Raw genomic sequence first — 13,657 nt, 5'->3', positions numbered from 1 at the left:
CAGTCAGTTACGGTCCGGGGCGGCCTCGTCCGGAACCTGTCCATCGACGAGGGATTGGTCGGCGTACTCCTCACGGATATCCTTCTTCGAAAACTTCCCGGTCGCCGTCTTCGGCACTTCCTTGATGAACTCGATCTCGTCCGGCAGCCACCACTTCGGATACTCGCCGGCGAGCGACTCGTTGATCTCGTCGACGAGCGACTCGCGATCGGCACCCGCCGCGGGCACGACAAACGCGACCGGTCGCTCTTGCCACCGCTCGTGGGGCACGCCGACGACGGCCGCCTCGGCGACGCCGTCGTGGGCCATGATCGCGTTCTCGAGTTCGACCGAGGAAATCCACTCGCCGCCGGATTTGATCACGTCCTTCTCCCGGTCGACGATCTTGATGTAGCCGTCCTCGTCGACGGTGACGACGTCACCGGTCTTGAGCCAGCCGTCCTCGAAGTCCGTCTCGTTGGCCTCGGGGCGCTCGAAGTACTCCGTCGTCACCCACGGCCCGCGGATCCACAGTTCGCCGAACTCCTGTCCGTTCCACTCGATCTCCTCGCCGTCGTCGTCGATGACTTTGAACTCGAGGCCGGGGACCACGAGGCCCTGTTTGCTGCGCTTTTCGACCTGGGTGTCGTAGTCCGCAGTCGCCAGATCGGATTTGAGGTGGGAGACCGAGCCGATCGGGGCCATCTCGGTCATGCCCCAGGCGTGAAGCACCTCGACGCCCTGAGTGTCGAACCATTCGACCATCGATTTCGGTGCCGCCGAGCCGCCGACGATGATGGTCTCGAGCGTCGAAAGGTCGACGTCGTGCTCCGAGCAGTACTCCATCAGTCCCAGCCAGACGGTCGGGACGCCCGCGCTGATGGTCACGCCCTCGGATTCGATGAGGGTCGCGAGGTCTTCTGGCTCCGGGGAGGGGCCGGGGAAGACCTGTTTGGCTCCGCCCGCGGTCGCCGTAAACGGCATTCCCCAGGCGTTGACGTGGAACATCGGCACCACGGGCATGACGACGTCGTCGTCGGCCATTGGAATCCCCTGTGGCGTCTGGGAGGCCATCGTGTGGCTCCAGAGCATCTGCTGGGTGTATTCGACGCCTTTCGGGTTTCCGGTCGTCCCCGAGGTGTAACACATCCCCGCGGGCTGGTCCTCGTCGACATCGGGCCAGTCGTACTCGGTCGCGTGGCCCTCGATGAACGACTCGTACGGCGTCGCCTCGAGGTCGTCGACCGTCTCGCGTCCCATGACGACGAAGTCGACGCCGTCGAACTCGTCGTCGGCGTCGGCGACGGCACCGGCGAGTTTCGGTGCGAGCGACTGGTCGACGAAGATCAGTTCATCGTCGGCGTTGTCGACGATATACTGGATGTGGGCGTCGGGAAGCAGGGGATTGATCGTGTGGAGTTGTGCGCCGATCGAGGGGACGGCGAAGTACGTCTCGAAGTGACGCGAGTGATTCCAGCAGAACGTCCCGACCCGGTCGCCGCTCTCGATCCCGTACTCGTCGAGGGCGTTCGCGAGTTGGCTCGTTCGCCCCTCGTACTCGCTGTAGGTGTATCGTTGCATCCCGTCGTGGTTCCGGGAGACGATTTCCGTGTCGGAATAGAGGTTTGTCGCACGCCACAAGAACGGCCGAAGTGTTTGATCTGTTCCGCCTGGCATCTTCGTGTTCTACTGTAGCACAATGACTGTATTATTCTTTTCATACACACAGTGTTATGACCGGATTTCCGATCGTACCGGACCGAGTAGGATGAACGGACATCTAGAGAAAATAACCAATTCGGTTCAGATACGCGAACCAACGAGAACAATAGTGTGACCGCCAGCTCCACGGAGCCGACATTCGTGAAAGGCGAAACGTCCCACGACAGCAGTCACCCCTCCGGGCGATCCGTGCGGGCGGCGTTCGTTGCCGGTATGCCGACGCTGTGCCGTCGCTCGAGTCCCTGCCTCAACTCGAGCCGACAGTCTCGAGCGCGTCCTCGATCGGCGTCGCTCCCGACAGGATTTCGAACGTCTCCCCGTACACCGGCTCGAAGTCGAGCGCGGTCACGAGCGTCCGTGCGACGTCTTCGCGGGGAATGGAACCGGAATCCGGATCGAGTCCGTTGCCCGCTCGGATCTCGCCGGTTCCGGAGTCGGTGGTCAGTTCGCCCGGGCGAACGATCGTCTCCGTCAGAGCGCTCGCCCGGAGGTACTCGTCGGCTTCGGCTTTGGCGATCAAGTAGTCCCGAAGCGGCGCGGGTCCCGCCGCCGGCTCGTCGGCACCCATCGAACTGAGCATGACGAACCGGTCGACGCCCGCTTCGCTGGCCGCGTCGATCAGGGTAATCGCGCCGTCGCGATCGACGCCGTAGACGTCGTCCCCGCCGGAGCCGGCTGCGAAGACGACGGCATCACAGCCCTCGACCGCGTGCTCGACATCCCCGGTCAGGTCCGCGACGACCGGGTCCCCGCCGAGGGCGGCCATCTCGTCGGCTTGCGATTCCGTTCGGATCATCGCTCGAGCGGTTCGCTCGCTCTCGCCGAGCAGTTCCGTGACGTGCTGTCCGACCTGACCGTGCGAACCGGCGATGAGTATTGGCTGGCTCATGGCCGTCATTTCGTCGCTCGGCCACATACCGGTTGTGTCGTTCGCCGCCGAAGAGTGGGTGCTGCGAGTCGCCGTGCCGTCCGGATTTCCGCCGGCCGGAAGAGCACGCCGCGACCGCGGTGTTTTTCCCCAGGGGTCACGAAACTAACTCGAGTAGATGACCACGGGCCAGCCCGAACCTCCCACCGACGCCGATCTCGAGTGGTGTTACGACGCGGTTCACGGCGTTTCGCGGACTTTTTCGATCACGATCGATCGGCTCGAGGAGCCGATGGCGAGACACATCTGTATCGGGTACCTCCTTTGTCGGATTGCGGACACGGTCGAGGATGCGGGGCATATCCCGCCGGATGCACAGACCGAACTCCTCGCCGAGTACGACCGACTGCTCGATCCGGACGCCGAGGAATCGATCACGGCCTTCATGGACGACGTCGAGCCGTGGATTCCCGAGGACCGAACCGACGACTGGGACGTAGTCGCCGAGACGCCGCGGGTACTGCGAACCTTCGAGTCGCTCGACGAGGAGCCCCGCGAAATCATGCGCGAACCGGTCCGCGAACTCGTCGACGGCATGGCGATGTTCACCGACCGGTACGCCACTGAGGGCGGATTGCGGCTCCAGACGATCGAGGAACTCGAGGAGTACTGCTGGTACGCAGCCGGGACCGTCGGCACTCTGATCACGGGGCTAGTTGCTCGCGGCACCTCGCAGGAACGGGCGACGGAAATGCGGGAAAACGCCCGGTCGTTCGCCCTTCTCTTGCAACTGGTCAACATCGCCAAGGACGTCGAGGACGACTATCACGAGGAGAACAACGTCTACCTCCCCGCCGAGTGGCTCGCGGCGGAGGACGTCGACATCGAGGCAGTCACCGACGAGGCCCACCACGGTGGCGTCACGAACGTCATCAAGCGGGTGACAGGCCGCGCCGAGAGCTACCTCGACGACGCCCAGCGCTACCTCGAAGTCGTCCCCGAACACAACGGCAACCGTCTCTCGGCGTGGGCGATCCCCTACCTGCTCGCCGTCGGCACGCTCCGAGAACTGCGCGAGCGCCCCGAAGACGTCGTCCGCGAGGGCGATGTCAAGGTCTCTCGAGCGGAAGTGTTCGCCCTTCTCCAGCAGTTCGAGGACGGCGTCTCCCGCTCTCGGCTCGAGGAACTCCGCAGCAAGATGGCGGAACAGCCGCTCCACCAGTAGCGGGCGGGACCTCGCCGACCGGTACGTTGAACTCGCGCCGGGACGTACTGATACGTGTCCAATGAGTTCGGCTGCCCCGGACGGCCCGATTATCCTCTTCGACGGCGTCTGTAACCTCTGTAACGGGTTCGTCCAGTTCGTTCTTCCCCGGGATACGGAAGGTCAGTTCCGCTTTGCCTCCCTCCAGTCAGACATCGGTACGGAGTTGCTCGCCGAACACGACCTCCCGACCGACGACCTCGAGTCCGTCGTCCTGATCGAGGGCGAGGACTGTTACGTGAAATCGGCCGCCGTCATCCGCATCGCGAACCGGCTGGGCGGCGTCTATCGGCTGCTCGGACCGTTTCGCTTCCTCCCGCGACGACTCCGGGACGGCGTCTACGATTTCGTCGCTGCCCGCCGCTACCGCTGGTTCGGCAAGAAAGACCAGTGTGCGATGCCCCCGGCCGATGTCGACGCCAGTGCACGGTTCCTCGAGTGAGTCGGCGCTCCGTCGCGCTTTGCGTCTTCAGTTGCTACCGATAGCCAGCCGTCGACCCAGCAGTGCGAGCGGATAGCCGAACACAGCGACGGCGCAGACCCATGGGAGCAGCAAGAGACCGTAGACGACCGGCCCGTATCCGAACACGGAGACGGGGGCGATGCTCGCGAGCGCAACGATCGGCGCGAGCGCGGCGACCGCGACGAGCGCGAGTGGGAACCGCCCCCGTTCGGCGGCGTACCCCATCGGGAGACAGAACGCAGTGGCCGCGCCGAAACAGAGCGGGAACGCGTACACCGGCGGGCCGACGAGCAGGAGGGGTCCCCCCGCGGCGACGACCGTCGCGAGGAGTGCCAGCCCGACCAGCCCGCGAGTCTCGAGTCCGGCCCCGAACCGGCGGGCTGTACTCCCGAGCAGGGCGTAGCCGACCCCGAGTGCGGCCAGTGCGACGGCACCCGACGCGGGGTCGGCACCGGTCGCGGCGACGCCGACGACGAGGAAACCACCCGCGCCGACGGCACCGACGGCGACGATCAGTCGCTCGAGCGCCGCGGCATCGAACGCGTCGCGGCCGAAGTCGCTGCGACCGATCGCGAGTCCGACGATCCCGAGGAGTATCGCGGGGATGAGCCCGCCGCTTACGCCGTGGACGAGTGCCGTTGGACCGATCTCGAGGCCGAGCGTAGCGTACCCGCTCGCGGTGCCGCGGACGCCGTCATTGCCGTACGTGACGTAGGTCTGGTCGTCGAAGTCACCGCCCGCTGTCCCCTCGGCGGCCCACGTCACGGTATTGTCGTCAACAGTGGCGTCGGCGGGATGGTTCGTGACGACTGTTCCCGCGGGCGTGTGAATCGTCACCCGATCGGCCGCCATCTCGTAGCGCGTGGGCGATGTCCCGGTCGCGAAGTAATCGATGAGCCAGCTATCGCCGACGCCGCGGTTGGCAACGTCAGTGACAGTGTAGTTTACGACGACCGTCTCGCCCCGGACGCTCGATCTCACGTCTCGAACATCACCGTCGGCCGCGTGGTACCGTGCCCAGGCGTCGTCGACCGCGCCCTCGAGCGCGGTCGCGTTCGTCCGGTAGCGCTCGGCGGCAGTCTCGGTAACCGGCACGCGGGCTTGCCACCGGGAATCCCCGTTGTCATCGATGTATATGTCGAGCACGCCGCGAGCCGTTGCACCCGTAACCTCGGCGTCGTTGGCGGTGCTGGGCCCACAGACGCCACAGATCTGTTCCGGAGGTGGTGCGCCCGCGACGGCGGTGACACAGAGGGCACCGACGACGAGACACCAACAGAGGGCGAACGCGAGTCGAGCAGGTCGCATCGTTTCGGACCTCGTGCATCAATACTAAATAACTTATTCCAGGGTAGTCCCACCTCTCGGCGTGAGAGACGAGTGTCGATCGCCCAGTTCGATTCCCCGCGTCGATGTCCGTCGCCGCCGGGTTCCGCCGCCGGTCGCTCCGGACGCGGCGGTCGAGGATAAGCTTCAAGACGAGACAGTGTGAGCTACGGACAACCGGTGACCCGCGTGAGCGAACAAAACGCCGTCAGCGACACGGAGACGGGGACGACTGAGAGCGACGAGGGGGGCCGTGTCGTCGATATCGGGATCACCGTCGACGTCAGCGACGACGGTGACTCGGCCACCGCTGCCGACGCTCCCGTCGAACTCGAGTTCGACGAGGCGGACCTGTTCGAAGCGGCCGACACCGCGACGGACACGGACGCCGAGCCGACGACCGAAGCGATCGAACCGGACGAGCGCGAGGTTCTCGAGACGGTCGATATCGATCCGGCCACGATCGCCGACAAGGAGTACTCCTACCGCATGTTACTCGACGCAGGCGTCGATGAACCGATCGCGGACACCCTCCGCCGGCGCTACTCGCTGCCCTGGTCGTTCGAAAGCGAGGGCGACCTTGACCGGCGCTCGAGCGAAGTGCGAGGGTTGGGCGATGCCGAACGCGAGTGGATCGCCGTCAGCGACGGCGAGGACTGGCAGGCCTTCGAGTACGAGCACTCGGCACCCGTTGCAGTCGAGCGCGAGCGCCCGTCGGAGCGGCCGTACCCCAGACCGACGCCGGTCACGGCGGTCACGGGCGTCGGCCCCGACGACGCCGAGGCGCTTGCCGAGGCCGGCATCCGCTCGGCGGAGCGGCTCGCGACGATCGATGCGATGGCGGTCGCCACCGTCCTCGAATTGAACGTCCTCCACGTCCGAACGTGGCGACACAACGCGCGGGAACTCCTCGGAAACTGAGCGAACCGGCGCGGCCGCGACGTGGCTCGACACGGTACTCGAGCGGTTCACGCCGCGACTGGATGATCGACGGGCAGGAGTCGACACCGGAGTCGATTCGACTGGTATCGATCCGTCGCTTTACCGGACTGATTCCGGCCCGATTACTCAGTCTCGCGTCACTATCGTCGGTCGAAACCCCATCAATTACTACTTTTATACTCAATTTCAATAACTCGGACCATCAGAGATTTATAGCGACCCGTTGGACCGTCTAACAGATGATTCCGATCGACGACTCTCCGATCGTTCGCGACGGCAAGTCACTGATTCTGGCGATGGACCACGGGTTAGAGCACGGCCCGGTCGACTTCGAGGAAGTACCGGAGAAACTCGATCCGGCAACGGTCTTCGAGACGGCAACCCACGACGCCGTCACCACCATGGCCGTCCAGAAGGGGATCGCGGAGGGGTATTACCCCAGCTACGAGGACGACGTCAACCTCCTCCTGAAGCTCAACGGGACGTCGAACATGTGGATGGGCGAGCCCGATTCCGCGATCAACTGCTCGGTCGACTACGCGGCCGAACTCGGTGCCGACGCGGTCGGCTTTACCGTCTACAGCGGCTCGAACCACGAGGTCGAGATGTACGAGGAGTTCCGTCGAGTACAGGAGAAAGCCCGCGAGTACGACCTTCCGGTCGTCATGTGGTCGTACCCCCGCGGTCAGGGGCTCAAAAACGACACCAAGCCCGGAACGATTTCCTATGCGACCCGTATCGCTCTCGAGGTCGGGGCCGACATCGCGAAGGTCAAGTACCCCGGCAGCGCCGACGCGATGGAACACGCCTGCAAGGCCGCGGGCGACATGAAAGTGGTCATGAGTGGCGGCTCGAAGACGTCCGACTACGACTTCTGCTCGACCGTCGAGGCCGCCATCACCGCCGGCGCGAGTGGGCTCGCGGTCGGCCGCAACATCTGGCAGCGCGAGGACCCGACCCGAATCCTCGACGCGCTCGAGGACGTCATCTACGAGGAGGCGACCGCCGACGCCGCGCTCGAGGCGACCGAATAGGATGACGGTGTCCGACCCAGTCGTCGAGACCGTCGTGGCGACGATCGGCCGGTCGGCGACCGAGATCCGGCAGGGGCTGATCGGACGCCGCGGGACGGTCGACGAGGAGAACCCCAGCGGCGAGACCCAGGCCGAGGCCGACGTCTGGGCCGACGAACTGCTCGGCGATCGTCTCACCGGGATCGGCGGCGTCGGTCAGTACGCCAGCGAGGAACGCGCCGCGGTCGTCGACTGCGGCGACGATCCCGCGGCGACCGACGCGTACGCCGTCGCTGTCGACCCGCTCGACGGCTCCTCGAACCTCACGTCCAACAACACGATGGGTACGATCTTCGGCGTCTACGACGCTGCGCTTCCGGCCCGCGGCGACGCGCTCGTCGCGGCCGGGTTCGTCCTCTACGGCCCGATCACGACGATGGTGCTCGCGACCGACGAGACCGTCACCGAGTACGAACTCTCCGGCGGCGAGCGAACGGTCGTCGAGCGTGATCTCACCATCCCCGCTGAGCCCGTCGTCTACGGGTTCGGCGGTCGCGTTCCCGACTGGCCCGACGACTTCCGCGCGTACGCTCGCGAGATCGAATCGGAACTCAAACTCCGCTACGGCGGCGCGCTGATCGGCGACGTCAACCAGGTGCTCACCTACGGCGGCACCTTCGGCTACCCCGCCCTCGAGTCCCGACCGGATGGGAAACTCCGACTCCAGTTCGAGGGGAACCCGATCGGTTACGTCGTCGAGCGGGCCGGCGGGCGGTCCTCGAACGGGACGCAGTCGTTGCTCACCGTCGAACCCGACGCCCTCCACGATCGAACGCCGCTCCACGTCGGGAACGGCGAGTTGATCGACCGACTCGAGGCGGCGCTCGCGTAGTCGCTGCGGCCGGCGGGCCGTTGGGTAATTCCGGCGGTCACTGGTCGCCGTCGTCCGTCCAGGCCGCCGTCACGGTCACGTACCCCCCGACGCCGACCACGAGCAGACCGTAGAACGCCCAGCGGGGCCAGCCGGTCTCGAGAAAGAGCAGCGTCAGAAATAGCACCCACAGCGTGATGGCGAGCAGGTCGGTGAGAATCCTGAGGAGTCCGCTCACGACGGTCCGGACGAGACCGCGGCCGGAACGGGCGGATCGTTGCGTATCGTTACTCATTGGTAACAGGGTATCGCGATCGGCCGTCGACCCGCAACCGAGGCGACCGCCGGTCAGAAGTGGTAGCCATGGTTTTCGGTCAGTCGATAGGCACCGACGCCCCAGACGTAGCTTTGTCCGGGCCACCAGGTGCGGGCGTTGTTGAACCCGGCGACGAGCACGTCGCCGTCCTCGCCGTCGGGGTCACGGTGGTAGCTCACGGAGCCGCTGTCGCCGTCGGTCAGGTCCATCTCGCCGCCCCACCGGATCTGTCCGCGGCGACAGAACTCGTCGGTGAAGCAGGTGACCGCATCGATCCCCTGGATCTTTCCCGTGGTGTGGCCGCTCAGGGCACCGACCTTCTCGAGTTCCTCGTCACGGGCGACGAGATCGGCCAGTCCGAACTTGGTGAACTGGCCGCGTACGCGGGGTTGTGATGGTGCCGCGATCCTGCTCGTGGGCTCGAGCCAGCCGTTGGGTTCGACCGCCGCGACGTCTTCGACCGGGTGATAGCGGACGACGGTGCCCAGTTCGACGGGATCGTCACCCGCCCGGGGTAACAGGAGGGCATCGTCGGCCGCGTCGTGCTCCTCGCCGAAGGCGTGGTCGGCCGTCACGAAGAACCGCTGCCGACTGTCGGGATCGTACAGTGCCGGCCCGAGCGTGGCCATGCTCGAGGGAGTTTCGCAGGCGACGCCGCTCGGAACGCCGCCGTCGATCGCGGCGTCGACGAAGGTCGGCTCCCGGGACTCGGGTCCGTCCTGAATCTCCTCGACATCGATGATCGTCTCGGCGTCGATGTCGATCCCCGCTGCCACTTCTCCGAGCAGTTCGCTCAGCGAGTGGCCGTCGCTCGAGAGGCCGACGGAGACGGTCGCAGTGCCGCTCTCGTAGTCCCCCGGAACGACCGCACTACCGAGGTAGCCGGTGAATGCGGTTCGGGCGAGCAGGTCGTTTAGCTCGAAGGCCTTTTTCACCGCGGCGTACCACTCGGCGGGGACGGAACGCGTCCGTTCCCGAACGGACCATGGATCGTCTGGATCGTCCCTGACGAGAGCGGTAACGACGGGGACCTCGCCGTCGTCGGCGGCGAGGAAGTCGTCGACGCCGAGCCACTGGGCCATCCCGACGGCGAACCCGCCACTGACGACGGTTCGCAGGAATTCCCGCCGGTCCATTCCCGTCTCGACCTGGTCGGGAAGCGCCCCGAGTCGCCGGACGAGACGCTCGGTGCGGACCTCAGACATGCCGCGTTGCAGGTGTTCGGTCGCGTTGCGCCCCGTTCCGCCAACGCGTCTGTGCACGGACACGGGATCGATAACCATTGAAGGAAACGACAAATCGGATCAAAGCGATTCTGCCTGCAGGTGCCGCCGAGGATATCAGCCCTCCGGAACGACGCCGGGACCGCGGTATAATGGCTGTCCGACTGTACCCGAGCGTTCGTGTCGGTCCCCGCCCCAGTACGTGTCGTCTCCGTGCCGGTGATCACGGAGACAAACACGGTCGATCGGTCCGCGCCACGGCAGCGATCCTCCTCCCTCGCAGCGACCGCCGTGATCGGCGGCGACTCGCGGGCGCGAACCGATCGTTCGTTCCTCCTCTCCGCTCGCCGCCGAGTCCCGTCGGTCCACCGACAGGGTCGACGACACCCCTTCGCTCGAGTTACGCCCCGATTACGGGTCGACGATCGTCACAGCCAACACCCGTATCGGCGGTCGCCGCCGCGCCCGGAATCGCGCCAGCCCACCCGCCTACCAAACCGGAGCGATCGGTCCAGACGCTGCCGAACGAGTCGCGGAAGTCGTCCCCACATCGTTCAACGTTTCCTTACTCACCATGCGCCGCCGATTTCGGACGGAGAACCGACCGCTCGGTTCGACGGCGACGAAGACATCGAGGCGTCCCTGCCGGATGGGAGCCCAAACGAGTCTCCGACCGTCCGCCACTGTCTTTCGCCCCGTCTCGCTCGCGTCGAGCGAATGGGTGGGAAGTTACGAGCACTTACTCGAGGTCCGGATCATCCTACGCCTGGCATAACAATACCCCGCGTGAGCGAACCGACGCGTGCTCTCAGGGGCGCAACGGTCCGGTTCGACTCCGGCGGGGAGCCTATGAGTTCCGAGGGTGCGTTCTTTGGCCATCGCCTCCCGGGCGACGTGACGCCGGTCGACCTCGAGCGACTGCTCTGGATGGTCGTCTTCCTGGCGTTGGCCGCCGACATCGTCACGACGTTCGTCGGTCTCCGCATCGGGCTCTCCGAATCGAACCCGGCGGCTCGCGGGGTGATCGAGGGCCACGGCCTGGCCGGCATGCTCGCCCTGAAGGCCTTCGCGGTCGGCGTCGGACTGCTCTGTCGGCTCCTCCTCGAGCGCGAGTACCGCCCGATCGTGCCGGCTGGACTCGCAGTACCGTGGCTGGCTGCCGCCGTTCTCAACGTGTATACCATCTCGAGCGCGCTCTGACTGCGGGTCCTTCGTCGACCGGCGCGTCGGCTACGCGTCGTGTTCGAGGGCGCGTCGCCACGCCCGGACCTCGGCGAGGACCGCCTCCCACTGGTCGCGTCCCCCCGGGACCTCGCTGCCGGTCAGTCGGTCGCGTTCCGCCTCGAGCCGGCTGCGAATTTCGCCCGGCCGCTCGATATTCCGGAACCGGAGCGGCGAGCCGCCCGCGGTCTCGATCGTGACGGTCCCGTACCCGACGTAGCGACCGATCGGGCCCTGTTCGACGGTCGTGTTCTGGACCCGCTCGAGAGAGACGATCCTGACCGTTCGCCCGAGGACACCACGCCGCGTGGCGGCGACCCCGTTCGTGACGACGAACGCCGTTCGCGAGACGCGGGCGTACTGCCACAGCGCCGGTGTGAGGACGACCGGGACGCCGCCGATCGCGAGGATCGGCAGCACCTCGACGGCGATGGCGGCCAAGAGGACTCCCGTCCCGACGGCAGCAACGGCGATCCACGGGAGGACGGTCTGGATTCGTGGTCCCGCCTGCCAGTGGACGCGGTCGCCCTCCTCGAGTGGGAGCCATGGAGGAGTCGACGCGGACGGATCGGCGGTCGGCGTCGACTCGTCCGTCCCTCCGTCCGGCCCGCCGGCCTCAGATCGACTGGTCCTCGTCATACTCGTAGGACTGGCGGTCGTCGGCACGCTGAGTCGCGGACCGGTCCGCACCGGGCACCTGACTGGCCGAACTGTCTTCGACGGCCGCTCGAATCGCTCGGAGTTCGGTGAGGATTTCGTCGAGCACGTCGTCTTTCGTCCGGTCGGTCCCGGAGTCGCCGCGCTCGCGTTTGAGCCGATCGCTGATGCGCTGTTGGACGGCCCTCGGATCGGGGACCGATTTGAACGCCATCTCGACGCCGGAGCCGCCGGCGGTACTGACCTCGACGGTTCCGTAGCCGAAGTGAGTCCCCAGGGCGCTCTGGCTGTAGGAGATGTCCTGCACCTTGCCGTGTTCGATCCGCTTGACATCCCGCGAGAACACGCCCGTTTTCTCGTACAGCGCGCGGTTCGTCACGACGTAGTGGGTGTTCGTCACGCGGAGGTACTCGCTGACGATGATGACGAGCCCGATCAGGACGATCGAAAGCGGGAGCCCGACCACGAACGCCGGAATGAGCGTTCGCCGGTCCGGACCGCTGGCCCAGATTACTGCCTCGTCGTCGTCCAGCGAGAGCCATGCGAGGTCCATCCCGGCGTCTCCGGCCGCGGTTTCGGCAGTCATTACGAGCCTGCCTCGTCTCCGGCCGCGGCAGCCTGCTCGCGTGTCAGCGAGCGGACGGCCCGGCCGCTCCCGATGTCGGTCGCGAACACGGTGCCGAGGTGCGATGGCCACTCGACCGTGGTCGGCTCACGGCAGTTCCGACCGTCGTTCTCGGAGATCGGCCGCCGGCGCTCGTGTTCGATCGTCTCGCCGACCGGAAACGCCTCGTCGTTCAGTTCGATCATACGTTCGCAGTCGCGCAGTATACACAAAAACGTGTCTCTCCCTCGAGAAGTACCACTCGAGAGAAGGGGCCGACACACACGGAGCAGTCAAAGCCACAGGGCATCGCTACAGCCTCAACAGGGGGCCGCTACGCCCCTAATGCGGACTCGCCACGCTCTCAATAGGGGATCGCCACGGCCTCCCCAACCGGTTCGTTCGCTCCCCTCGTCGCTCACTCATCCCTCGCACACGGTCGGACCGCGGTTCGCCGTTCGCTCACCGCGCTCCAGTGTGCGCCACCGCCTGACTCCAGTGTGCGCCACCGCCTGCCGTGAGCACGCTCTGAAACGCGACGAAAGTCACGTGTGCTGCGGTCGGATGTACTGCAGCCGATATACTACGGACGTACTGCAGTCGGTGTACGACGTATCGACCCCCCTGACTGGCTTACTGGCCCGTCACTGCCCTCCACCAGCAGTAGTGCGTCCATAGCTGTGTTTCCAATTGTTTTCCTCGAGACCGTCGTTCTCGATTGGGGAACCGTCTCGACGGAATGACTGAACCGCTGAGTAGGCCGGGGCTGCCCACCAGAGGACGGCGACAGTTCGGCACGGGCAATCGTCTCACGCAACTCCTATTCACGTCGAACCCCTACTGGTGGTAATGACAACCGACACGTGTCACGACGATTCGTACCCGCCGCCAGCGCAGCGAAAGGCCGTCCTCTTCTGTCCGGAATGTGACCACGAGAGTCCGATCGCCGGCGACTGGGAGACCACGACCGTCGGCGACGAGCGACTGCTCGTCTGTACCGACTGCGGCTCCGTCGTCGACCGCCGGTCTCGAGACGGGTCCGAACTCGTCGAGCCAGCGTAACCGGAGACCGACGGCCTTCTATCACGGCGTCCGACTCGAGACCGGCTGGTTCGTTTCGACTCATGGGCCCCCACCCCCAATTCAGAGTGAAAGCGTGGGTGCGAGGGTGCCCCCATTGTTCGCTGC

General features: G+C 65.9%; 15 protein-coding genes. 7 read left to right on the top strand and 8 right to left on the bottom strand.

The window, feature by feature from the left end; genetic code table 11:
• Positions 1–3: 3 nt before the first annotated feature.
• Both C487_RS08700 and C487_RS08695 read right to left on the bottom strand, forming a co-directional pair.
• Positions 4–1,656, bottom strand: a complete 1,653-nt coding sequence (locus tag C487_RS08700) for a long-chain fatty acid--CoA ligase (RefSeq protein WP_006185364.1) — start codon at positions 1,654–1,656, stop codon at positions 4–6.
• Between the two features lie 292 nt (positions 1,657–1,948).
• Complete coding sequence (locus C487_RS08695; protein ID WP_006185363.1) at positions 1,949–2,617, bottom strand: SDR family oxidoreductase; 669 nt, start codon at positions 2,615–2,617, stop codon at positions 1,949–1,951.
• Between the two features lie 130 nt (positions 2,618–2,747).
• On the opposite strand from C487_RS08695, the gene C487_RS08690 reads away from it, so the two are divergent.
• Together C487_RS08690 and C487_RS08685 are read left to right on the top strand one after the other, a co-directional pair.
• Positions 2,748–3,794: a phytoene/squalene synthase family protein gene (locus tag C487_RS08690; protein WP_006185362.1), complete on the top strand. Its 1,047-nt coding sequence runs from the start codon at positions 2,748–2,750 to the stop codon at positions 3,792–3,794.
• Between the two features lie 61 nt (positions 3,795–3,855).
• The gene (locus C487_RS08685; protein WP_006185361.1) at positions 3,856–4,275 is read left to right on the top strand and encodes a thiol-disulfide oxidoreductase DCC family protein; all 420 of its coding nucleotides are present in this window, start codon (positions 3,856–3,858) and stop codon (positions 4,273–4,275) included.
• Between the two features lie 27 nt (positions 4,276–4,302).
• On the opposite strand, the gene C487_RS08680 is transcribed toward C487_RS08685, so the two are convergent.
• Positions 4,303–5,604: a hypothetical protein gene (locus tag C487_RS08680; RefSeq protein WP_006185360.1), complete on the bottom strand. Its 1,302-nt coding sequence runs from the start codon at positions 5,602–5,604 to the stop codon at positions 4,303–4,305.
• A 207-nt stretch (positions 5,605–5,811) separates the two neighbouring features.
• Between C487_RS08680 and C487_RS08675 the strand changes: the two genes are divergently transcribed.
• The 3 genes from C487_RS08675 (at position 5,812) to C487_RS08665 (ending at position 8,469) form a co-directional block, all read left to right on the top strand.
• A complete protein-coding gene (locus C487_RS08675; RefSeq protein WP_049908039.1) occupies positions 5,812–6,543 on the top strand; it encodes a hypothetical protein in 732 nt (243 codons plus the stop codon).
• A 260-nt stretch (positions 6,544–6,803) separates the two neighbouring features.
• Positions 6,804–7,598: a class I fructose-bisphosphate aldolase gene (locus C487_RS08670; protein ID WP_006185358.1), complete on the top strand. Its 795-nt coding sequence runs from the start codon at positions 6,804–6,806 to the stop codon at positions 7,596–7,598.
• A 1-nt stretch (position 7,599) separates the two neighbouring features.
• Entirely contained in the window at positions 7,600–8,469 is an 870-nt protein-coding gene (locus C487_RS08665; RefSeq protein WP_006185357.1) for a class 1 fructose-bisphosphatase, read from the top strand.
• Positions 8,470–8,506: 37 nt separating this feature from the next.
• Here the strand turns inward: C487_RS08665 and C487_RS08660 are convergent, their stop codons facing one another.
• Positions 8,507–8,743 (bottom strand): hypothetical protein, encoded by a 237-nt coding sequence (locus C487_RS08660; protein WP_006185356.1) that lies wholly within the window; start codon positions 8,741–8,743, stop codon positions 8,507–8,509.
• Between the two features lie 53 nt (positions 8,744–8,796).
• Positions 8,797–10,047, bottom strand: a complete 1,251-nt coding sequence (locus C487_RS08655; RefSeq protein WP_006185355.1) for a hypothetical protein — start codon at positions 10,045–10,047, stop codon at positions 8,797–8,799.
• A gap of 789 nt (positions 10,048–10,836) precedes the next feature.
• Here C487_RS08655 and C487_RS08645 point away from each other — a divergent pair.
• On the top strand, positions 10,837–11,187 hold the full coding sequence (locus C487_RS08645) for a DUF5658 family protein (protein ID WP_006185353.1): 351 nt from the start codon (positions 10,837–10,839) through the stop codon (positions 11,185–11,187).
• Between the two features lie 30 nt (positions 11,188–11,217).
• On the opposite strand, the gene C487_RS08640 is transcribed toward C487_RS08645, so the two are convergent.
• Genes C487_RS08640 through C487_RS08630 form a run of 3 tightly spaced genes read right to left on the bottom strand, consistent with a single transcriptional unit; the run spans position 11,218 to position 12,675 of the window.
• Complete coding sequence (locus C487_RS08640; protein WP_006185352.1) at positions 11,218–11,847, bottom strand: PH domain-containing protein; 630 nt, start codon at positions 11,845–11,847, stop codon at positions 11,218–11,220.
• A complete protein-coding gene (locus C487_RS08635; RefSeq protein ID WP_006185351.1) occupies positions 11,825–12,451 on the bottom strand; it encodes a PH domain-containing protein in 627 nt (208 codons plus the stop codon). Before C487_RS08635 ends, C487_RS08640 begins: the two co-directional genes overlap by 23 nt.
• Positions 12,451–12,675, bottom strand: coding sequence for a hypothetical protein (locus tag C487_RS08630; protein WP_006185348.1), 225 nt, complete (start codon positions 12,673–12,675; stop codon positions 12,451–12,453). Before C487_RS08630 ends, C487_RS08635 begins: the two co-directional genes overlap by 1 nt.
• 643 nt (positions 12,676–13,318) lie before the next feature.
• Between C487_RS08630 and C487_RS08625 the strand changes: the two genes are divergently transcribed.
• Positions 13,319–13,531 (top strand): hypothetical protein, encoded by a 213-nt coding sequence (locus C487_RS08625; protein WP_006185347.1) that lies wholly within the window; start codon positions 13,319–13,321, stop codon positions 13,529–13,531.
• The last annotated feature ends 126 nt before the right edge of the window (positions 13,532–13,657 follow it).

The organism is Natrinema pallidum DSM 3751, assembly GCF_000337615.1.
In the GTDB taxonomy this organism is placed as follows: domain Archaea; phylum Halobacteriota; class Halobacteria; order Halobacteriales; family Natrialbaceae; genus Natrinema; species Natrinema pallidum.
This window is presented reverse-complemented; position numbering and strand designations above follow the sequence as displayed.

What these genes read in the sequence shown, in the direction of transcription:
- C487_RS08700 (WP_006185364.1), bottom strand. Translation starts at nt 1,656, where the DNA reads ATGCCAGGCGGAACAGATCAAACACTTCGGCCGTTCTTGTGGCGTGCG.
- C487_RS08695 (WP_006185363.1), bottom strand. Translation starts at nt 2,617, where the DNA reads ATGTGGCCGAGCGACGAAATGACGGCCATGAGCCAGCCAATACTCATC.
- C487_RS08690 (WP_006185362.1), top strand. Translation starts at nt 2,748, where the DNA reads ATGACCACGGGCCAGCCCGAACCTCCCACCGACGCCGATCTCGAGTGG.
- C487_RS08685 (WP_006185361.1), top strand. Translation starts at nt 3,856, where the DNA reads ATGAGTTCGGCTGCCCCGGACGGCCCGATTATCCTCTTCGACGGCGTC.
- C487_RS08680 (WP_006185360.1), bottom strand. Translation starts at nt 5,604, where the DNA reads ATGCGACCTGCTCGACTCGCGTTCGCCCTCTGTTGGTGTCTCGTCGTC.
- C487_RS08670 (WP_006185358.1), top strand. Translation starts at nt 6,804, where the DNA reads ATGATTCCGATCGACGACTCTCCGATCGTTCGCGACGGCAAGTCACTG.
- C487_RS08665 (WP_006185357.1), top strand. Translation starts at nt 7,600, where the DNA reads ATGACGGTGTCCGACCCAGTCGTCGAGACCGTCGTGGCGACGATCGGC.
- C487_RS08660 (WP_006185356.1), bottom strand. Translation starts at nt 8,743, where the DNA reads ATGAGTAACGATACGCAACGATCCGCCCGTTCCGGCCGCGGTCTCGTC.
- C487_RS08655 (WP_006185355.1), bottom strand. Translation starts at nt 10,047, where the DNA reads ATGGTTATCGATCCCGTGTCCGTGCACAGACGCGTTGGCGGAACGGGG.
- C487_RS08645 (WP_006185353.1), top strand. Translation starts at nt 10,837, where the DNA reads ATGAGTTCCGAGGGTGCGTTCTTTGGCCATCGCCTCCCGGGCGACGTG.
- C487_RS08640 (WP_006185352.1), bottom strand. Translation starts at nt 11,847, where the DNA reads ATGACGAGGACCAGTCGATCTGAGGCCGGCGGGCCGGACGGAGGGACG.
- C487_RS08635 (WP_006185351.1), bottom strand. Translation starts at nt 12,451, where the DNA reads ATGACTGCCGAAACCGCGGCCGGAGACGCCGGGATGGACCTCGCATGG.
- C487_RS08630 (WP_006185348.1), bottom strand. Translation starts at nt 12,675, where the DNA reads ATGATCGAACTGAACGACGAGGCGTTTCCGGTCGGCGAGACGATCGAA.
- C487_RS08625 (WP_006185347.1), top strand. Translation starts at nt 13,319, where the DNA reads ATGACAACCGACACGTGTCACGACGATTCGTACCCGCCGCCAGCGCAG.